17 protein-coding genes are annotated in these 21398 nt (G+C 47.8%); 4 read left to right on the forward strand and 13 right to left on the reverse strand.

Translation table 11 applies throughout. The annotated features are described in order from the left end of the window. Nucleotides 1–5 precede the first annotated feature (5 nt). Nucleotides 6–1433: an FAD-dependent oxidoreductase gene (locus WG89_RS14250; protein ID WP_062267228.1), complete on the forward strand. Its 1428-nt coding sequence runs from the start codon at nt 6–8 to the stop codon at nt 1431–1433. A 219-nt stretch (nt 1434–1652) separates the two neighbouring features. Beyond that, on the forward strand, nt 1653–2720 hold the full coding sequence (gene hemE, locus WG89_RS14255) for a uroporphyrinogen decarboxylase (RefSeq protein WP_062267230.1): 1068 nt from the start codon (nt 1653–1655) through the stop codon (nt 2718–2720). A 72-nt stretch (nt 2721–2792) separates the two neighbouring features. Here hemE and WG89_RS14260 read toward each other — a convergent pair whose 3' ends face one another. The 12 genes from WG89_RS14260 to ppa form a co-directional block, all read right to left on the reverse strand. Beyond that, nucleotides 2793–5132 carry a response regulator gene (locus WG89_RS14260; RefSeq protein ID WP_172806819.1) on the reverse strand — a complete coding sequence of 780 codons (2340 nt, stop codon included), beginning with the start codon at nt 5130–5132 and terminating at the stop codon, nt 2793–2795. 508 nt (nt 5133–5640) lie between these two features. Continuing rightward, a complete protein-coding gene (gene purD, locus WG89_RS14265) occupies nt 5641–6924 on the reverse strand; it encodes a phosphoribosylamine--glycine ligase (protein WP_062267234.1) in 1284 nt (427 codons plus the stop codon). Nucleotides 6925–7103: 179 nt separating this feature from the next. Then, on the reverse strand, nt 7104–8690 hold the full coding sequence (purH, locus tag WG89_RS14270; RefSeq protein ID WP_062267235.1) for a bifunctional phosphoribosylaminoimidazolecarboxamide formyltransferase/IMP cyclohydrolase: 1587 nt from the start codon (nt 8688–8690) through the stop codon (nt 7104–7106). 319 nt (nt 8691–9009) lie between these two features. After that, nucleotides 9010–9312, reverse strand: a complete 303-nt coding sequence (fis, locus tag WG89_RS14275) for a DNA-binding transcriptional regulator Fis (RefSeq protein WP_062267237.1) — start codon at nt 9310–9312, stop codon at nt 9010–9012. Then, nucleotides 9309–10250 (reverse strand): tRNA dihydrouridine synthase DusB, encoded by a 942-nt coding sequence (gene dusB, locus WG89_RS14280; protein WP_245662922.1) that lies wholly within the window; start codon nt 10248–10250, stop codon nt 9309–9311. The genes fis and dusB overlap by 4 nt, the downstream gene beginning before the upstream one ends. A 541-nt stretch (nt 10251–10791) precedes the next feature. Then, nucleotides 10792–11643, reverse strand: coding sequence for a DUF3426 domain-containing protein (locus WG89_RS14285; protein ID WP_153301602.1), 852 nt, complete (start codon nt 11641–11643; stop codon nt 10792–10794). A 206-nt stretch (nt 11644–11849) separates the two neighbouring features. Next, nucleotides 11850–12746, reverse strand: a complete 897-nt coding sequence (gene prmA, locus WG89_RS14290) for a 50S ribosomal protein L11 methyltransferase (RefSeq protein WP_062267240.1) — start codon at nt 12744–12746, stop codon at nt 11850–11852. A gap of 148 nt (nt 12747–12894) precedes the next feature. Further along, the gene (gene accC, locus WG89_RS14295) at nt 12895–14238 is read right to left on the reverse strand and encodes an acetyl-CoA carboxylase biotin carboxylase subunit (RefSeq protein ID WP_062267242.1); all 1344 of its coding nucleotides are present in this window, start codon (nt 14236–14238) and stop codon (nt 12895–12897) included. Between the two features lie 10 nt (nt 14239–14248). Continuing rightward, nucleotides 14249–14710 carry an acetyl-CoA carboxylase biotin carboxyl carrier protein gene (gene accB, locus WG89_RS14300; protein WP_062267243.1) on the reverse strand — a complete coding sequence of 154 codons (462 nt, stop codon included), beginning with the start codon at nt 14708–14710 and terminating at the stop codon, nt 14249–14251. Between the two features lie 178 nt (nt 14711–14888). Next, nucleotides 14889–15335 carry a type II 3-dehydroquinate dehydratase gene (aroQ, locus tag WG89_RS14305; protein WP_062267245.1) on the reverse strand — a complete coding sequence of 149 codons (447 nt, stop codon included), beginning with the start codon at nt 15333–15335 and terminating at the stop codon, nt 14889–14891. 185 nt (nt 15336–15520) lie between these two features. Then, nucleotides 15521–17359: a protein-disulfide reductase DsbD gene (gene dsbD, locus WG89_RS14310; protein ID WP_062267246.1), complete on the reverse strand. Its 1839-nt coding sequence runs from the start codon at nt 17357–17359 to the stop codon at nt 15521–15523. A 199-nt stretch (nt 17360–17558) separates the two neighbouring features. Next, nucleotides 17559–18086, reverse strand: coding sequence for an inorganic diphosphatase (ppa, locus tag WG89_RS14315; protein ID WP_062267249.1), 528 nt, complete (start codon nt 18084–18086; stop codon nt 17559–17561). A gap of 203 nt (nt 18087–18289) precedes the next feature. On the opposite strand from ppa, the gene WG89_RS14320 reads away from it, so the two are divergent. After that, a complete protein-coding gene (locus WG89_RS14320) occupies nt 18290–18709 on the forward strand; it encodes a CBS domain-containing protein (RefSeq protein ID WP_079253846.1) in 420 nt (139 codons plus the stop codon). A gap of 58 nt (nt 18710–18767) precedes the next feature. Here WG89_RS14320 and WG89_RS14325 read toward each other — a convergent pair whose 3' ends face one another. Further along, a complete protein-coding gene (locus WG89_RS14325; RefSeq protein WP_216638491.1) occupies nt 18768–19388 on the reverse strand; it encodes a trimeric intracellular cation channel family protein in 621 nt (206 codons plus the stop codon). A gap of 152 nt (nt 19389–19540) precedes the next feature. Here WG89_RS14325 and WG89_RS14330 point away from each other — a divergent pair, with 152 nt between their 5' ends. Continuing rightward, entirely contained in the window at nt 19541–21331 is a 1791-nt protein-coding gene (locus WG89_RS14330; RefSeq protein ID WP_062267254.1) for a hypothetical protein, read from the forward strand. Nucleotides 21332–21398 lie beyond the last annotated feature (67 nt).

A 21398-nucleotide genomic window follows, 5' to 3' on the forward strand; every position in this document is an offset into this window, starting at 1 on the left:
AATCCATGTCACAGTTTAATAGCCGACTTAACAACCACTTCCAGTTCGTCGAAGTGGGCAGAAAGGACCCGGATAAAAAAGCACTTCGGGTTCGTAAAAATGATTTCGTAGAGATTTATGAGCCTTTTAATGAAGGCCAGGTGAAGCAACAGGCGCACCGCTGCCTGTCCTGCGGAAACCCATATTGTGAGTGGAAGTGTCCTGTTCACAACTATATTCCTGACTGGCTGAAGCTGGTTTCTGAAGGAAATTTGTTTGAAGCGGCTGAGTTATCTCACCAAACCAACACCTTGCCAGAAGTCTGTGGGCGTGTATGTCCTCAGGATCGTCTCTGCGAAGGCGCCTGTACCCTGAATGATGGCTTTGGTGCAGTAACCATTGGTGCAACCGAAAAATACATCACGGATACGGCTCTGGCTCTGGGTTGGCGTCCGGATATGTCAAAAGTTGTCTGGACAGATAAAAAAGTTGCGGTCATCGGTGCCGGTCCTGCCGGGCTGGGTTGTGCTGACGTACTGGTTAGAAATGGGGTCAAACCGGTCGTATTCGATAAAAATCCGGAAATTGGTGGCCTGCTGACGTTTGGTATCCCAGAGTTCAAGCTTGAAAAGTCCGTCATGGCCCGTCGTCGTGAAGTATTCACCGAGATGGGGATTGAGTTCCGTCTGAATACCGAGATTGGCAAAGATGTTCTGATCGAAGATCTGATGGAAGATTACGATGCTGTTTTCATGGGTATGGGCACCTATACCTATATGAAAGGTGGCTTCCCGGGTGAAGAGCTTCCGGGTGTTCACGATGCCCTGCCTTTCCTGATCTCCAGTGTTAACCGCAATCTGGGCTTTGAGAAAGACGAGTCTGACTTCATTGGCATGAAGGGCAAGAAGGTGGTTGTTCTGGGTGGTGGTGACACCGCTATGGACTGCAACAGAACCTCTATTCGCCAAGGTGCTAAGTCGGTCGCCTGTGCTTATCGTCGTGATGAAGAGAATATGCCAGGTTCTCGTCGTGAGGTGGCCAATGCCAAGCAGGAAGGGATTAAATTCCTGTTTAATCGTCAACCCGTAGAAATTGTCGGTGATGGCAAGGTAGAAGGCGTAAAAGTGATCACAACCAAGCTGGGTGAGCCAGACGAGCAGGGGCGTCGTCGTCCAGAGCCCGTTCCTGGCAGTGAAGAGATTCTGGAAGCCGATGCGGTATTGATTGCTTTCGGTTTCCGTCCAAGTCCCGCTGACTGGTTTGAGTCCCAGGATATTCAGCTGAATGAGTGGGGTGGTGTGATCGCGCCTGAACAGGCCCAGTACAAGTTCCAGACCTCTAATCCCAAGGTGTTTGCCGGTGGTGATATGGTTCGGGGTTCTGACCTGGTGGTTACCGCTATCTGGGAAGGTCGCCAGGCCGCTGAAGGTATTCTTGATTATCTTGATGTCTAACTTTGACTGCTGGCAGTTATCTCCTCACATCGGTGGGCAGATAACTGCCAACGAAATAGACATTAGTACTATTCATTGCGTCTGAAAAATTGTCAATTCAAGGGGGAATGAGTATTCTCCCTTCTTTCCTGTTAGAAACCATAGGTGGTTTGGGTCGTAATTATCCAGATGTGGGCCCTCCATCATGGTTGAATGCACTTCCTGATTTCTGGAAACACCATGACCGAGCTGAAAAATGACCGATTTCTTAAGGCTTTGCTGAAGGAGCCTGTTGATGTCACACCTGTCTGGATGATGCGTCAGGCCGGACGGTATTTGCCTGAATACCGGGAGCTGAGAAGCAAGGCGGGTGATTTTATGTCGCTCTGCATGAATCCTGAGCTGGCCTGTGAAGTCACTATTCAGCCGTTAGAGCGTTTTGATCTGGATGCGGCGATCCTCTTCTCGGATATCCTGACGATACCGGATGCCATGGGGCTTGGCTTGTACTTTGAAACCGGCGAAGGCCCAAGGTTCAAGAAGCCGGTCCGCACAGCCGCTGATGTTGAAGCTCTGGCAGTTCCTGATCCTGAAAAGGATCTGGGCTATGTGATGGATGCTGTGCGTACCATTCGTTCCGAATTGAATGGCCGTGTTCCCTTGATTGGTTTTTCCGGAAGCCCCTGGACTCTGGCAACTTATATGGTAGAAGGCGGAAGCAGTAAAGACTTCCGTCGTATAAAAGCCATGATGTTCGACCAGCCAGAAGTGCTGTCTCAACTGCTGGATGTTCTGGCGGACTCTGTGACTGAATATCTCAACGCCCAAATCAAGGCAGGGGCTCAGGCGGTTCAGATTTTTGATACCTGGGGTGGAGCGCTTTCTCCAGAGTGTTATAAGGCATTCTCTCTGAAATACATGGAGAAGATTGTTTCTGGCCTGATTCGTGAACATCAGGGTAGAAAGGTGCCAGTGATTCTCTTCACAAAGAATGGTGGGCAATGGCTTGAGTCGATGGCTGCTACCGGTACTGATGCTTTGGGTCTGGACTGGACGACAGATATTTCCGATGCGCGTCGTCGTGTAGGAGATAAAGTGGCCTTACAGGGGAATATGGATCCGTCCGTTCTCTATGCTTCACCAGAAATTATTCGTGCTGAAGTGGCCAAGATTCTCAGTAGTTTTGGTCCTGGAGAAGGGCATGTTTTTAATCTGGGGCATGGTATTCATCAGTTTGTAGAGCCAGACCGTGCAAAGGTTTTTGTTGATGCAGTACACGAACTGTCTGCTCAATACCATGCTCAGTAACGCTCATTCCTGATATAAAAAAGCTCATTCATCCTTAGGGTGAATGAGCTTTTTTGATCGTTGCTCTAATACTCAAACGCTTTCCGTTTCTCCCTGACGGGTTTCCCCGAGGGCTTGTGATAGTGCTTTCTGAAGTGTTTTACGCCCTGCAGGTTTGGTCAGGAACGTACTGATCCCCAGTCTTTCTGCACGTTGTTTGCCAGGTGGATTGGTTGCACCGGTCAGTATGATGATTTTGGGTATTTCGGTCTGACTGTCTTCGTGCAATCTCTCTACCATTTGAATGCCGTTCATGCCGGGCATGTGGTGATCCAGAATGATGACGTCAAAGGCTCGTCCCAGATAGGCTTCATTGCGAATCATGGCGAGGGCTTCCCGTCCGTCTTCGGCATCCAGTGTATTGATGCCCATGAGGGCGCATTGTTGAGCCAGTACCTGTCTACAGGTTTTGTTGTCATCAACGATTAGCGCTTTGATATTTTTGTGAGAGAAGTTCGGTTGATCTTCCCTGCTCAGGATATCTGTTGTCTGATTTTTGTGTGGGATGGCAAACCAGATGTGAGTGCTTCCCTGATTCATAATGCCAAACTGTCCTGACATGGCTTCAATTAATTTGATAGCAATGTACAGGTGCATACTGATATCAGCTTGAAGCTTGGCTTCTGAGTAACTTAGGCGGCTGATGTCAGCAGGCAGGTTCATACCCTGCTGTCCCTGGTTGTAAGTAATCTGGAACAGGATGTAGCCATCCTTGCTGTCTTGCTGTTTTTCAGGTTCGGAGCCTGGTAATAGCGAGGTCTGATTCACGGAAACCATGACCTCGTTATTTTCTGTCTGGCTGAAAATATGGCTTAGAGTCCCTTCCATAATAAGTGAAAGTTGACGTGTGTCTGCTTCGCTGATGTCCGGCACGTCGGGGTGTACGAAACTAATGAGCTCAGTATTGAGCTGTTCGGCCCTGAATCTGAATTTGTAAAGACTGTCATTCAGGAATTCATTGACGTCATAAGGTTTGATTTCAAGACTTGTTTCGCTTTGCTCAAGCTTCCAGGCTTCTGAAAGAAGGTTAATCAGGTTGCTTAATTCATTGCCAGCGTATCTCAGGGTTTGGACATAGTTTTCCTGTTTTGGGGTCAGTTGTGTACTCTGCAGTAATTCTGACATCCCAAGAACCCCGTTCAGAGGTGTTCGGAGCTCATGGCCCATGGCGTTGAATATATCACTGTCTTTCGTAATTTGTGTGATGGGGGCAGGTTTGGATGATTTATTTAGTACGGGTTCGGAATCCGTGACCAGATGCTCATTATTTCCAAAATAAAAGCTGAAGGCGAGAATGGTTAATGAGGTGATTTGCATCAACATCCAGATTGCTGCAATCGGGTTGTAATCAATGACACCTAATATGGCCAGAGAGGCTATCAGATGGATAATGGCGTAAGGTGTTGAAAGCCAGGCGGGTATAGTCAGTGCTCCCGATGCCCTGGTAAAAAGACTGCAATACCAGATGATCTGGGTAGTAATCAGGTTGATCAGCAGACTGTGTTCCAGTGAGACAGAGGCTCCCGTCAGAATTAAAATTAATAATGATGCAGAGATAATGGAGAGCGTGTTAAAGCAGTAAGTCAGCTTGATGCTGTCGCCTGACAGGCTTACCCGCGCCATTTGGCTCAGTAAAATGGTCCCCACGATAAGAGAGACATTCATCATTACGTGTTGTAGCCAGCCTGGTTCTAACCAGCTCACATGTACCAGTCCCTGCCAGCTGATCAAAAACACTGGACCCATGCAACAGATCAGTGCCAGATAGATATGGGCTTCCTGGCGATATTTAAACCAGTTGAACGCGTTCATCATGATCATGACCAGAAACAGGGCCAATAGCCAGCCGGTTTGCCAGTTTGCGTATTCCTGATCGCTGAGAATAACACTTGGGGATTTCAGTGAGGCGTGAAGGCTGTCAGCCGCTGCAGCAGGTATTTCAACAAATACGTCGCTGGCTTGCTCCATATAGGAGTCAAGATTGTAGAGGTAAATATTACTGCTGGCCTGTCGTCCACCAGGAAGGAGTTCATGATGATCCGGACTGGCAATATACGCATTTAAAGTCACGCCGGGAGGAGGTCTAAGCCTGAGTATGGGGAGAGGCTTGACGCTGATATCTTTAGGTAGTGTGATTTTGACCCAGGCTGTGCCTTTCTTGGTGGTAAAGTAGAGGCGCTCTTTCTGCCAGGGGGCAAATCGAAATAGGTAGTCAGGAGTATTGATCTGATCAAGATTCAAAGTGCTCTCAGGATCTATAAAGATACTCGAATAAGGCTCCAGATTGACGGAAACATCGTAGGGCTGTTGGTCAACAGGTTGATCAATACTGAATGCGGCTGAACCAAAGGTGGATAGGGTCAGCAAAAGCATAGCTCGAAGCCAGAACTGTAGCCTGTCGTAGAGTCTGGAGTCAGACTCTCTGTCTAAGCAGGGTTCTGTACCAATGGATAATATGCGGTTGAATACAACTCTCATAATATTTATTGAAAATTCCATTTTTCCATTGGCAGTGAGTATACCTTAAGCTGCTAGGTGAAAAAGTGAAATTGTTGCTGTTTTTACACTATTTTACGGGATGGCAAGCCAATTTTTCACCTGCCAAAGTCAATAAAACGTTTGATTTTTCTGTCTTTTTTCCTGATGTGCTCAGTTTCGACCTTTCTGTAATGTTGACTTCATGGTCGACTGACGTTTATTAAGGCGGGGTCTCGCTTAGACAAACGTTTTTATTTTCAGGTGGCGATTCCGGCCGCTATGACATGGGTACAGTAGAGTCAGCTGGAGTTTGGGAAGAGTTGGGTTTTCTGCCCTTTATGTTATTTTCAGCTCTTTATCCCTTGTTCAGGAATAAAGAGCTGTTTTCTTGGTGTGGCGCCTGTTACTGCTCTCTGGCAATTGCACGATAACCGATGTCGGTTCGATAATAAGCGTCATCCCATTGTATTTCAGATGTTGCCTGATAAGCTTTTTCCTGGGCTTCGCTAACGCTGTCACCCAGCGCGGTTACGCAGAGTACACGACCACCGTTGGTTAAAACCTTATCCCCTTCGATTTGGGTGCCAGCATGGAATACTTTGCAGTCTGCGCTGTTGGCGTTTGCAATGCCAGAAATAGTATCTCCCTTGCGGTATTTTTCCGGGTAACCACCCGCAGCCATTACAACGCCCAGCGCGGTTCTCTGATCCCATTGAGCTTCAGTCTGATCCAATTTACCAGTAGCACCTGCAAGACAAAGTTCAACCAGGCTGGACTGCAAGCGCATCATGATGGGTTGGGTCTCTGGGTCGCCAAAGCGGCAGTTATATTCCAGTACCTTGGGTGTTCCCTTGGCATCAATCATGAGTCCGGCGTACAGGAATCCCTTGTAGGTATTTCCTTCAGCTGCCATGCCTTCAACGGTTGGAATGATGACTTCTTTCATGGCGCGGTCATGTATTTCTGCTGTGACTACAGGTGCTGGTGAATAAGCGCCCATGCCACCCGTGTTAGGGCCCTTGTCGCCATTGTCGCGGGCTTTGTGGTCCTGGCTGGTGACCAGAGGAAGAATGTTTTTTCCGTCAACCATCACAATGAAACTGGCTTCTTCACCCTGCAAAAATTCTTCGACGACAACCCGGTGACCGGCTTCGCCAAAAGCATTACCAGCTAACATGTCATCAATGGCCGCAAAGGCCTGCTCTTCAGTATCAGCCAGGATAACGCCTTTACCTGCTGCCAGACCGTCTGCCTTGACGACAATGGGTGCACCCTTTTCACGAACATAAGCTTTTGCCGGTTCGATTTCAGTAAAGTTCTGATACTCAGCGGTAGGGATGTTATGCCTCGCCAGAAAATCCTTGGTGAAGGCTTTGGAGCCTTCCAGCTGGGCGGCGCCCTGTGATGGGCCGAATATCGTCAGGCCTGCTTCCTCAAAGCGATCAACTACGCCTGCAACAAGAGGGGCTTCTGGGCCGACGATGGTCAGACTGATATTTTCTTTTTTGGCAAACTCGACCAGCTTATCCAGATCCAGTACATCAATGCTTACGTTGGTGATGCCTGCTTCAAGCGTGGTGCCAGCATTTCCAGGCGCAACAAATACCTGTTCAACGTTGCTGTCCTGAATAGCTTTCCAGGCCAGGGCGTGCTCTCTTCCGCCGCTGCCGATAATGAGTACTTTCATAGGTTTGCCTGTCCCCCGGGAAACGAATCAGGGTGGATGCTGATCCGTCTCTCTAGTAATCAAACTGCTGTGAGATCTTTGGTAATCTCACAGTCACCATACAACAGCAGACTGTTGACCTGCCGCCGTATATGGCATGAAAAAAGAGGCACGTATTTGTGCCTCTGTATTCGGTGTCATTAGTGACGGAAATGTCTAACGCCAGTAAAGACCATGGCGATGCCTGCTTCATTGGCAGCATCAATAACTTCCTGGTCGCGCATTGAGCCACCTGGCTGGATCACAGCTGTGATGCCTGCGCTGGCTGCTGCATCAATACCATCCCTGAATGGGAAGAAGGCATCAGATGCCATGACTGAACCGCGAACTTCCAGGTTTTCATCTGCGGCTTTAATGCCGGCAATACGAGCACTGTAAACCCGGCTCATTTGGCCTGCACCAATACCAATGGTCTGATGATCCTTGGCGTAAACAATGGCGTTGGACTTGACGAATTTGCCTACTTTCCATGCGAACAGCAAGTCATTGAGTTCAGCTTCGGTCGGTGTGCGCTCAGTCACTGTTTTCAGTTCCTGTGCAGTTGTGACCTTGATGTCAGAATCCTGGACCAAAAGTCCGCCATTTACCCGTTTGAAGTCCAGGAAGTGTTGAGCACTTTCAGGCAATGTTCCGCAGCAAAGCAGGCGAATGTTCTTCTTGTCCTGAAGAACGATTTCTGCCTCGCTATCCACTTCTGGAGCAATGATAACTTCAACGAACTGGCGGTCAATGATGGCTTTAGCCGTTACAGCATCAAGTTTGCGATTAAAGGCAATAATGCCACCAAAGGCCGATGTCGGGTCAGTGGTATAGGCTCGGTTGTAAGCTTCCAGTATGTCGGTGCCAGTGGCTACGCCACAGGGGTTGGCATGCTTAACAATCACACAGGCTGGCGACTCAAAGGACTTGACGCATTCCAGAGCTGCATCGGTATCTGCGATGTTGTTAAAGGAAAGCTCTTTGCCCTGAATCTGTTCTGCGCTGGAGACAGTACCTGCTGGAGCGGGCTCCTCAATATAGAAAGCAGCTTTTTGGTGAGGGTTTTCACCGTAGCGCATGTCCTGCACTTTCTTGTACTGGCGGTTGAAGGTGCGGGGGAAGCTTTCAGCTTCTTCTTTGGAGCCTGTCAGCGTTCCCAGATAGTTGGCGATGGCGCCGTCGTAGTGGGCTGTGTGCTCAAACGCTTTTACCGCCAGGTCGAAGCGGGTAGCGGTTGACACTGAACCGTTGTTTTCATCCAGCTCTGAAAGTACTCTTGAGTAGTCGCCGGCATCCACTACGATGGTAGTATCTCTGTGGTTTTTGGCGGCTGAGCGCACCATGGTTGGGCCACCGATATCAATGTTCTCGATAGCCAGTTCCAGAGAACAGTCTTCCCTGGCAATGGTCTGCTCAAAAGGATAGAGGTTGACGACTACAAGGTCGATGGGCTGAATATCGTGTTCAGCCATGACCGCTTCATCCTGTCCTGAGCGGCCAAGAATGCCACCGTGAACCTTTGGATGCAGGGTTTTGACTCTACCGTCCATCATTTCCGGGAAACCGGTGTAGCTGGAGATTTCCACAGCGGGAATGTCATTCTCAATCAGCAGCTTATAAGTGCCGCCGGTCGAAAGGATCTCAACGGATCGCTGGTGCAGTGCTCTGGCAAAGTCCACAATGCCTGTTTTATCTGAAACACTGACCAGAGCCCTTCGAAGAGGTGGCTGCTCGAAATCGTCTGCCATGATTCCTTTACTCACTGAATAATCGTTGCCTGAAAAGCTGACTGATTCTAGCTGGATTTAACTTAATTAGCAGCAATGTATTAAAGCGATTAGTGCAATTTCCGTTCTGGCTGGCCGTGAAAAGCGTTTTTAGGTCTGTTTTTTTCAGGTTTTAGGTGTTGAGGAAGACTTTTTGCCCGTCATGAGTCTTTAAAGTGACTTTCAAATTCAGGTAGAGGTCACTTAAAGCGGGTGAGGAGAATCATATTCGGGAGGCTTTAGAGAGGGAGAAAAAGTCGTATTTATGTCATCAAGCTAAATACGACTTTTAGGAGACCGGTTACAGCAGGTCGTACTGTTTAAGCTTCTTTCTCAGTGTTCCACGGTTAAGGCCCAGCAGAACCGCTGCTTTGGTCTGGTTGCCTTTCACGTAGGACATTACAGTTTCCAGAAGAGGGGCTTCTACTTCTGACAGAACCATTTGGTAAACATCGGTAACTTCCTGGCCATCAAGATGGCTGAAGTAATTGTTCATGGCTTTTTCTACGCTGTCCCGGAGCGTTTGGGTTTCGCTCTCGATAGGGCTGGTCAGTGCCTGTCCGTTGACAGATTGTTCGTCGGTAATAATATGGGGTGCCGTCATGCCGCAATATCCTTGTGATGACTTAAGGTTTGAAAATATTCCAGTATGCAGTTTTCTTGTTCTTCTGCAGACTCCAGGCTGTTGAAAAGCTTACGAAGCTTGGAGCCTGATGGACTGGCCTGCAAATACCAGCCAACGTGTTTTCTGGCGATTCTTACGCCCTGCACTTCACCATAAAACTTGTGAAGTTCCGAAAGGTGGCCCAGTAAAATAGACTGGATTTCTTTGTTGTCGGGTTCGGGCAGGTGCTCACCGTGCTCCAGGTAATGGTTGATTTCTCTGAAAATCCAAGGCTTGCCTTGAGCTGCGCGGCCTACCATAACGGCACTGGCTCCCGTGTATTCAAGTACTTCTTTGGCTCTTTCTGGCGAAGTAATGTCGCCATTGGCGATCACCGGGATTTCCAGTGCGTCGCTGATTCGGGCAATGGTTTCGTATTCAGCTTCGCCCTTATACATGCACTGACGGGTTCTGCCGTGGACTGCCAAGGCTGAAATGCCGCAGTCCTGAGCCATTTTTGCAATGTCCAGACCATTTTTCTGTTCTGGACTCCAACCCGTACGTGTTTTCAGAGTGACTGGAATATCAACAGCCTGTACTACTGACTTCAAAATGCGTTCTACCAGCTCCGGCTCTCTCATCAGAGCGGAGCCTGCTGCCTTGTTGCAGACTTTTTTAGCAGGGCAGCCCATATTGATATCTATGATCTGGGCGCCACGTTCCTGGTTAAGGCGGGCGGCTATCCCCATTTGTTCAGGGTCGCTGCCGGCTATTTGTACAGAGCGAGGTTCGAACTCTTCAGCGTGATGGTCCATCCTCAGACGGGACTTTCGGGTATTCCAGAGCTTTGGATTGCTGGTCACCATTTCCGATACAGCCATGCCGGCCCCCATTTTCAGACACAGCTGTCTGAATGGGCGATCTGTTACGCCAGCCATTGGGGCCAGAATAACCGGATTCTTAATAGTGTATGGACCAATCTTCAACAAAGCGGTTTGCCTCAATCCAGCTTTAAAACTGTCTAGAACTCGAAAATAGTCTAGAGCGGTAAACACCGCTGCTTGGAATCATGAAAAGTGCAAGAGGTTGATCTTGCCGCGTTTTCCAATATTTAAACGACTTTCAGCTTCTCTTTTTGGGAGATCAGACAGGCGTAGCCGGACATAATACTCTGTACAATTTTTAGACGAAAGGGGGTTCTACTGTGGGCTCTGACTGGAATAGCACTTACGATCAGGAGCAGTTATCACCACATACCAGTGTCCTGCCGGAAAAAATAACCTTACCGAGACCCTTATATAGTGACTTGTACGGAAAAAACCGCAAGCACTATTTTTAATGATTTGGGTGCTTTTTGATCTGGATCAAGTACTTACAGGCTTGTAGTAAGTACTTATTGCGATTTTTTTATTCAGAGTTCGAGATACCCCTACCGGTATAACACTACAGAAATAGGGGATATAGAATTATTGGCTTTATTCAGGTCTGCTTGGTAGGTAAAAAGCGCAGCTGGTAATTGGTAGCACCGTTACCCGGATCTACGATTTCCATGCTGAGCCTGATGGGTTGTCCACTGGGCATTTCTATGGAGCCGGCGAGTGCACCGCCAAGATACTCTTTGGGGCGAAAACGTCTGCTGGCTACAGGCTGGCCGTTAATGTCTGTAAAGGTTAATTCCAGTTGTGGCCAGGGTTGCGGGAAGGTGGCTTCATTAATAATGACGGAATCAACCACCAGTCCTGTTTCTTGTTCCGGATGGCTGCGTATATGAAGTTGCAGGCTTTTAATAGCTTTTACATCGACCAGTGCTGGAAGGGAGCATTTCAGATATTTGCAACTGAAGCTGTAGGCTGGCCGCAAACGGGGGTCCAGTGACAATTGATCCTTGTTAAACCAGGCGTATTGGGTCACAAGAGTTAGGCAGCTGATGAGAAGAAGGGTTGTCCAGCCCGCTATTCTCAGGGAATTTTTACCTTGTTCCTCATCCACCTCAACGTGCTCTTTATCTAACGTGTCCAGGAATGAGTGAAATTGGCGCTCTTCATTCTGAGGTGTTTCAGTATCGATTGAAGGGCCTGATTCAGACTTGCTGCCCAGAGATTTTTGCTGTGGTTCTGTTTTGGTAGGGGAGCTGGCTTTTTCTTGTTGATGGCTGGCAGCGGGTTGCTTCTTCTTTTCAAGAGAAGCGTCGCTGTTCATGTGGGTGCGAGCATCGAAAACCTCAAGACAGGACCCACACCTGACTGAGCCACTGGCAGCTCTGAGTTGAGCCTGGGTGACTTTAAATGAGGTCTGGCATTTTGGGCAGCGGGTGATTCGAGAGCTTGTCATGAAGCCTGTATGCATTACTGTCTTTATGGAATGACGAACATTAGATCAAAGAGCTGCAAAGGATGTCTACTGCCCAAAAGATAAAATATCCCGGGCAGTAGTTGGAAATGAGTTTTGTATCACACCATAAAAGGTTGAAATGATTACTCACTATGAATCACGTATTGTCTTCAGAAACGATTTTACAGTGACTGCATACGGTACTTTTAAAGTGCTTTACTGTTTCTGGTGCCGGTTACCAGTATCCAATCTTCATTGTGAACTACGGGCTCGAGGTCGAACCACTCTGAGTAGGTAGAGATAATGCTGTCTTTCTGCTCAGATAAAATGCCTGACAAGGCTATTTTACCACCCCTGTCCAGATAACTGGCTAGTCTCGGGGCTAGTTCAACCAGCGGGCCCGCAAGAATATTGGCAATCACGACATTAGCTTTATTTTCAGGAGCTTGGTCAGGCAGATAAACCTTCAGTTTCTCTGGGGCGATTTTGTTTCTTTCAGCATTATCAATGGTGGCCTCCAGAGCTTGGGGGTCAAGGTCTACACCCGTGACGGTTTTAGCACCAAGCAGGAGTGCTGCGATAGCTAAAATGCCGGATCCGCAACCATAGTCGATGACCGATTGGTTCTCGAAGTTTTCCTGTTTCTCAAGCCATTCCAGGCAGAGAGCAGTTGTTGGATGTGTGCCCGTCCCAAAGGCTAACCCGGGGTCAAGCATCAGGTTGATGGCGTCAGGTTCCGGAATTTCTTTCCAGCTGGGACAGACCCAGAGTTTTGACCCAAATTGCATGGGAACGAAATGCGTCATCCACTCTCTTTCCCAGTCCTTGTCTTCAACAATTTCAACCTTGTGACTTGGAAAAGGATTTTGCTGGTACTGAGACTGGAGATAGTCCACTACTGCTTCCATCTCGGTATGGGCGTCGAAAAGACCAATGACCATTGTGTGGTGCCATAGCGGGGTGCTGCCAGGCTCAGGCTCGAAGAGTGGCTGATCTTTACCATCCTGAAGGGTTACTGCACTGGCTCCAGCTTCCAAAAGCAGGTCTTCCAGTTCTTCAGCATGATCAGAAGAGGTGTCTAGTTTGATTTGTATCCAGGGCATGGGTATGGACTTAAGATTGGGGATTGAAAGTAGAGAGGGCTCCACCAAGTCCGACTCATTCTAGCTGATCGACGTGGGGGGACAAAGCGCGGGGAGGTATTGCATAGAAAAAACTCCCTGAAAACAGGTCTCAGGGAGTTTTTGTGGCTCAGGATTCTTCGAGTTTCTTTTCCAGATAGTGGATGCTTACGCCACCTTCCTGGAAGTTTTTGTCCTTCACCAGGTCCTGATGCAGGGGGATGTTGGTGCGAATACCATCTACTACTGCTTCATCCAGAGCGTTTCTCATTCTTGTCAGAGCAGTCTCGCGATCCGGTCCGTAAGTAATGATTTTGGCAATCAATGAGTCGTAGTAAGGAGGAATGCTGTAGCCACTGTACAGATGAGAATCTACACGGACACCATTACCACCGGGAGCATGGAACTGGTTGACCAGTCCAGGCGAAGGCATAAAGGTTTTAGGGTCTTCAGCATTGATACGACATTCGAATGCGTGACCTTCAAGTTTTACATCTTCCTGAGAAATACTCAGTGGCAGACCGCTGGCGATGCGAATCTGTTCCCTTACGATATCCACTCCGGAAATCATCTCGGTAACAGGGTGCTCTACCTGAACTCGAGTGTTCATCTCGATAAAGTAGAACTTTCCATCTTCATACAGGAATTCGAAGGTACCTGCCCCGGAGTAGCCGATTTCTACACAGGCTTTTGTACAAGCGGCTGCAACAGTGGCTCGGGCATCTTCATCAATACCGGGAGCGGGTGCTTCTTCAATCACTTTCTGGTGACGGCGTTGCAGAGAGCAGTCTCGATCACCCAGATGAATAGCATTGCCATGGTTGTCTGACAGTACCTGGAATTCAACGTGGCGTGGGTTCTCCAGAAACTTTTCCAGGTAAACGACGTCGTTGTTGAAAGCAGCTTTGGCTTCAGATTGAGTCAGACTGATAGAGTTCAGTAGGGCTGATTCGCGGTGCACAACACGCATGCCGCGACCACCACCGCCTCCGGAGGCTTTGATGATAACCGGGTAGCCAATGCGACGAGCGATTTCCAGAGTGCGCTCATCGTCGTCTGTAATCGGGCCATCAGAACCCGGTACGGTAGGTACACCGGCTTCCTTCATGGCTGCAATGGCAGAAACCTTGTCACCCATGAGGCGGATTACATCAGGCTTTGGACCGATGAAAGTAAATCCGCTGCGCTCTACTTGTTCTGCAAAATCAGCATTTTCAGACAGGAAACCGTAGCCGGGGTGGATACCGGTGGCGTCAGTCACTTCGGCTGCACTGATAATGGCAGGAATATTAAGGTAGCTTTCTACAGGGCTGTTGGGACCAATGCAGACAGACTCGTCAGCCAGTCGCACGTGCATCAGGCTTTCGTCAGCCTTGGAGTGCACAGCAACGGTTTTTATGCCGAGTTCTTTACAGGCCCGCAACACCCTCAGGGCAATCTCACCCCGGTTGGCAATTACGATTTTATCCAGCATGGCATCTGTCTCAAACGATTGTGAACAGGGGCTGGTCGTATTCAACGGGCTGTCCGTTTTCAACCAGAATGGCTTCGATGGTGCCTGATTTGTCAGCTTTGATCTGGTTCATCATCTTCATAGCTTCAACAATACAGAGCACATCACCTTCCTTGACATGCTGTCCCTGTTCACAAAAAACAGGAGAGCTGGGTGAAGGGGCTGAATAATAAGTGCCCACCATTGGGGACTTGACCTGGTGACCAGACAGTTCAGATTTGGCTTCGGCAACAGGTGCTTCGGCCGCTGCAGCAACAGGCGCAGCTGCGACTGGAGCAGCTGCAGGGAGTACCTGAGGTGCAATAGCGGCTACTGGAGCATTCTGGGAGTAACGGCTGATGCGAACGGACTCTTCACCTTCGTGAATTTCAAGCTCGTCGATTCCAGATTCTTCCAGCAGCTCGATGAGCTTTTTTACTTTTCTGATGTCCATGGTCAATCTCAAATGCTGTTGGGCAGAAAAATCTGCCGTCGGTTAATAGGATTTCTGGTAGTGCATCGAGGAGCACTACCTTGATTACAGCTTTAGCCACTTGGCTTCTCTGAGCAGAAACTCTGGCAGGTGCTGCTCTCGTACAGTCATACAAGACAATACCCGGAGTTTCTTGCGTTCAGTGATTCTGGTCGAGGCGGTCTACAACAAAGGCCAGTGCGTATTCGTAGCCTTTGGGGCCCAAGCCTGCGATGACTCCTTCGGCAACATCGCTGAAGTAAGAGTGATGTCTGAAGGGCTCACGTCGATGTACATTGGAGAGGTGAACTTCTACAAAGGGAATGGCAACACCCAAAAGGGCATCCCTGATAGCAACACTGGTATGAGTATATGCGGCAGGGTTGATAATGATGAAGTCAATGTTCTCATCAGCGGCCTTGTGGATCCGCTCAATAAGGGCATGTTCAGCATTACTCTGGAAACAGCTGAGCTGGTGGCCCGCAGCTTTCGCCTGCTGTGTCAGAGTCTGGTTAATTTGTTCCAGTGTGGTTGCGCCATAGACGCCAGGCTCCCGGGTTCCCAACAGGTTGAGATTAGGGCCATTCAGAACAAGTAATGTTGCCATCAGTATCCTCTCATATTGGCATGCATTGTGCCGCAATGAAATGAAAGGGTCTAGTTCGTGCGTGTTACTGAACGTTAACGCCAGTTACCAAGCATTTCAAAGCCAGATGAGTTCACAATTCTGGTAACAGAAAAAGGGGTGTTCGGTGATATAAGAAGATGAAGAAGTACATTTGTAGCGATCTGTTAATTTGCCATAGTTAATTTCATCTTTTTAAGCAGCTCAGGTGATGTTAACTCGCCTTGGGAGCGTAGCTGGGCTCTTTCCTGACCTTTTGAGCCATAAAAAAGCAGGGCAGGGGGGCCGAAGAGCTGGTAGCTATCCAGCCACTTTTGCTGTTCGGGTGTGTTTTCGGTTATATCGAATTTAATCAGGTGCCACTTATTGATCTCGATGTTGGCAAATACCTGAGGGAAAACTTCTTTTTCCATGATTTTGCAGGAGATACACCAGTCGGCATACACATCAATCATGGCGGGTTTGCCATTTTTACTGGCTATCTCCAGTTGTCTTGATAGGTCTGCTACTGTTTGAACAGTCTGGAAAGGGCTTTCCATAAGGGGTATGGAAGCTGAATTACTGATGCTGTAGAGGGGCTTGAAGGGGTCTTTGTGGCCTTGTGCTGCACCAATGATCAAGAGCGCTCCATAAATGAGCAATATCAAACCGAGGGTTTGGGAGAGTAGTTCTGAACCGGATTTTTTATTGAAGTCTACGGCTCCAAACCATGAAGCGCCGCCAATAGCGAGGGCTCCCCAGAGGAAAAGAGTCAGCTGAGGGGCGATCACGCGCTCCAGCATCCATATGGCTACACCCAGCATCAGGAAGCCAAAAAATACCTTGACGTTTTCCATCCAGCTGCCAGCTTTGGGCAGGATTTTCTTGCCACACAATCCTATCAGCATTAAAGGCAGTCCCATGCCTAAACCCAAAGCCAGTAGTGAGAGGCCACCGACTAAGGCATCACCTGTTGTGCTGATGTAGATTAATGCCCCAGCTAAAGGCGCGGAAACACAGGGGGATACGACCAGAGCAGAGAGAAAACCCAAAACTACTGCTCCCCAAAGGCTGCCAGGCTTTTTCGGTTGTTGGTTGAGACGGTTACGGAGTTTTTCTGGCAATTGCAGCTCATAAAGACCAAACATACTCAATGCAAGGAGAATGAAAAGCACTGCAAAAGGAATCAGCAGCCAGGGAGACTGAAGTTTGGCCTGTAAGTTTAAACTGGCTCCAAACAGGCCCATGAGAGTCCCTGCCAGGGCAAAAGTTACAGACATGCTGAGAACATAACCCAACGAAAGATAAAACGTTCTCTTGCGGCTAGCTCCTTCCGATGCGGCTCCCACCAGAAGGCTTGAGAGGATGGGGATCATAGGAAGAACGCAGGGAGTAAATGTCAGTCCAATGCCCGCCAGCAGGAACAATAAAAGTGAAAGCCAGATGCTCTGGTGAGAGTCAGGTGAATAACTGTTCAGAGACGGGTTGTTTTCCTGATTTGAAAATGAGGTATCTAAGTCTTCGGCTGCCGCTAAATCAACATTTGGGTTGGCGACAGTGACGTCAATTGTGTGAGGGGGGTAACAAAGACCTGCGTCAGCGCATCCCTGGAAACGAACCTCGATTTCAGGCTCTGTCAGAGAGCTCTTAACCGGAATTTTGACAGTAATATTTTCAGGGAAGACCTCCAGAGTTTCTTCGAAATTAACGTCGTACTTTTCTTTCCCTTTGGGAAAGACTGGTTCGCCAATTTGGGTTTCTTTCTGGTTACTGGAAAAGCTGAATCTTTTTTTATAAAGGTAGTGTCCAGGGGTTACCAGAAAATGAAGCAGCAATGAGTTGTCAACGATTTCTGCGTTCAGCTGGAAGGCTTCTTCAACGGGAAGAAAAGTCTGAGAGCTTTTATTATTATTCTCAAAGAGCTGATCTAAATTGGCTGTAGCCAGTGATGAAAAGCACCAGGCAAGAAGTCCTGTAAGAAAAATAGAGAACTGAAAATATTTGCAGGATCTGGAGTGCTGAACCATGGAAAAAATCGGCTGTTTTTGTTTCAGGTTCTTTTATTGTGGAGTGAAACGGGCGGGATGCAAGCCCTGAAGCGTCTTGAAGCCGATGGAAAGTGCTGAAGGTGACACCTTCAGCACTTTTACCTCATACGATAATGCTTTGAAATAAACCTTAGATCATCTTTAGTGACTAAAGCAGCTTTATCGTATGAAGGCTGGGTTAGCCCTTGTAGTTGGCTACCGACTTTTTGATGACTTCAAAGGCTGCTTCTTTGCCTTCCCAGCCTTCAATCTTAACCCACTTGCCTGGCTCCAGATCTTTGTAGTTTTCAAAGAAGTGTTCAATCTGCTTAAGCAGCAGTTCTGGCAGATCAGTGTATTCCTGAACATCTTTGTAGAGAGAGGACAGCTTTTCGTGAGGTACTGCGATCAGCTTTTCATCCTGGCCACTTTCATCAGACATGTTCAGCATGCCTACAGTACGGCAGCGAATAACAGAGCCTGGTACAACCGGGTAAGGGGTGACTACCAGAACGTCCAGAGGATCGCCGTCATCTGCCAGAGTCTGAGGAATGTAACCGTAGTTGGCAGGGTAGAACATAGGGGTAGCCATGAAACGGTCTACCATCAGGGCATCGAGATCCTTATCGATTTCGTATTTGATAGGAGAAGCGTTGGCCGGAATTTCGATGGCAACGTAGATATCTTCAGGCAAGTTCTTGCCAGCTGGGATATTCGCAAAGCTCATGTGTACACCTTTGCCTTATTTCAAATTCAAATGAAAGAGGGTGGAAAGGCGCCATTATAAAGGCCTCAACGGTTATTGTCTCTGTTCGAAATGTGACTTTATGAAGGAAGTTTCATCAGGAACTGGACTTTGTCCGGAAAAGGGTAGAATACTTGTAAGTGTATGAATTGCTCCTGGCTGCTCGGAATAACCGGGGAGGTTATATGAGATCAATCAAAGTCAAAGACTGTATGACACCTCAGGTGATCACCATTCCACCCACGATGGAAGTGGTAGAGGCCATACGAATACTGCTCAATAACGACATAACTGCAGTTCCTGTAGTAGATGATAATGGCGGTCTGGTGGGGATTCTTTCAGAGACGGACTGTCTTCAGGGGACACTGATGGGAAGTTATTTTTCTCAGGAAGGTAGCTTGGTGGGTGAAAGTATGACTAGAGATGTGCTCACTGTTTCTCCCTATGACGATATTATCACGGCTTATGAACATTTTATGAAAGCCCATGCATTTCGTGTTCCTGTGGTTGAAGAAGGGGCTTTGGTAGGTATGCTCAGTCCTAAGGATGTGATGTCTGCAGTTCTTGAGTTTTATGAAAAACCGACAACTCACAAAGCTGTTTGATAAATCCCGTCAATACGCCTGAGGCTTTACTGCAAAGACCAGGCGTCGTTTTGAACGATTATTTTTTTGGGGGTTTTTGATCAAAGTTAAGGATCGGCAGCTCAATATTCATGGTAATTGCCAACATGCGAGCAACAAATCCTGTGATGAGTGTGATCAGTATACAGGCCGTCATAGACAAGGGGGTCATGCATAGAAGAAAGAATATCCAAGCTGCCATAAATGAAATACTCCCGTAGAGCTCTTTTCTGAATACCAGTGGCACCTGATTGCAAAGGATATCCCGCAGAACACCACCAAATGCTCCAGTGAACACCGCCATGATACTGGCGATCAGATAGTTATGACCCAATTCCAGGGTTTTCTGGGCACCAATAATACTGAAAGTCACAAGACCAATAGCGTCGAGCACCAAAAAAGCTTCCGATAAAAATCGTATCCAGGGTCTGATGATAATCACGACGATGACAGCTACTGTCGTCACAACAAGATACTCAGGGTGAGCAACCCATACCAGAGGATGGTTGTTCAAAACCAGATCCCTTATTGTGCCGCCCCCAAAAGCAGTTACTGTGGCAATGATGATGATTCCAAAAGGGTCCATCTGTTTTCTTCCGGCAGCAATTGCTCCAGACATAGCTTCAACAGTTATGGCAAGAATGTAGAGTATTTCCAGCAATACCTGTTCCCTCTCATTTAATGGGAGTGCCAAAAAGTTGGCGAAAGGTTAAGGGGATTACTTATTCGCTTTGTCTATCAAATCTACCTGCGGCAGTAATAGTTCATCTAAGCTTTATTAAAGTATATGCTGCATTTTCGGAAGAAGAGTCTATGCCAGGGAAAACGGGGGGCGTTGATACCCAATCTACACAACCTGTTGATCTAGTGCACCCAAAGCATCAGGTCAATGAAACAGGTCGACTGGGTCCCAGACATGTAACAGGAATACCGGGGCAAAACCTGGTGGGGAGACGTGACTCCCAAGGCTCAGGTCCTACACCAGAAAGTATACACTCTCGTACTGCTACTTCTAACCTGCAGGAAGATTTGCCAGAGCTGGTAGAATCAGAACTGGATGATTCTCTTGATAGTGATGAAGCTTCTCAGATGCTGAGTTCTTTGGAAGCCTCCAGGAAGTCTTCCAGAAGCAGAATACCTCAACCTCCGGGAGCTCATGGATCGCATCCCACTCCTGATCCGGATGATGAACTTGTTACACCTCAGGTAAAACCTCGGCAAACACCCCCGAATGGGCATGGAGAAGGTCCTGCCCCTGATCCTGATGATGAACTCATTTCTCCAAAAGGTACTTCTCCTTCTGCAAAGCCGCGAGTGTCTGTCAGTTCATCTGATGATCCTGATGTACAAAAGAGAAAAGAAGAATTTAAAAATGAGCTACAACCCAAACTTGGGTTTCTTGATAAGCATAAGAAAGAGATAACGGTCACAGCCGCTGGTGGTATCTTGGTGGGTATAGGAGCGGCTGCAGCGATTGGTTTCCCTCCAGCAGGACTGTGTATTTATGCCTGTGGAATAATGATGTTGAGTATGGGCCTTTCCAAGATGATGTTTGCCCTGGATGATGCACCTGATAATCTGCCTAAGCCGAAACCTGATGAACCTAAACCCAAGCCTGATGAGCCTAAACCCAAGCCCAGTGAAAATAGCTTGGATGATGGCAAGTTTATGGCCGTTCGCAAGCCTGTACTGGAAGCCCTTACTGAAGGTGATGGACCTATTCCTCTTCGGGAAGATGGTTCTTTGGATGAGGACGAAGCTAAGAAAAGACTTAAGAAGTTTGCTGAAGAAAGTAAGCTCAACGTCGATCCTGAAGAGCTTCTGGAGCAAATCTCAACAGGAATACAAGCGGGCTTACCGCTTTCTGAAGTGGTTGCAGAGGCTATTGCTGATGTCTTGAGTAAAGATAAGAATGTTGATCCTCATGATCCTGAATTCAAAGCGGTCACTAACGCTATTCTGAGTGCTGCAGAAGCCATGATGAATGCCACATCTGCCAGTGAGAGAGAGCAGGCTATGGCAGAATTTCTGGCGAAGCTGAAAGAGATGCTGCCCAGGATGAGTGATTCATCCTTGGATCAGCTGATTGCCATGACCAAAGGCGCTCTGGGCAGTGCAGGAACTGAAGAAGCGAAGGAAGTATTCACTAGTGTACTGAGGTTGCTTGAAGCAGAAAAAGCAGAGCGTTTGTTAAAACAACAACAGCAGAGCTCAGCTTCATTCAGCGCTTCAGCTGCCGTTTCTAAAGTTGTGCCTGAGCCTCCTGGACCTCCTCCCGAAGTTGCAAAACCTAAAAAGTCATCAACTAAACATCCGCCTCACTCTACCACTGAAACAGGGGCTTCTGAGGCAATTGATTTGTCTATTTCAAAAAATCTGGTTCATTTCAGAGTACTTTCTTTTGAACTTAATACCTTGGAGAGAGCAGATCGTCTTAATGACTCGGATAGAGATGAGTTTTTGAAAGCAGCAAGGGAAGTCCTTGAGAGGCCCAGAGATAAAAGAATAAAGGGTTCACAGTTTTTAGAGGAGCTTAAGGAACATGCTGATGACAGATTTGCTCAAGTGATAGGCAAACTCAAAGAGAAAGATCATTTCAAATAGCTATTAATTTACTTTTTTAATGAATTTTTCGCATATAAGACCATGAGATGAGAGTCACAGACTTTCA

It is taken from the genome of Endozoicomonas arenosclerae (assembly GCF_001562015.1).
Lineage (GTDB): Bacteria > Pseudomonadota > Gammaproteobacteria > Pseudomonadales > Endozoicomonadaceae > Endozoicomonas_A > Endozoicomonas_A arenosclerae.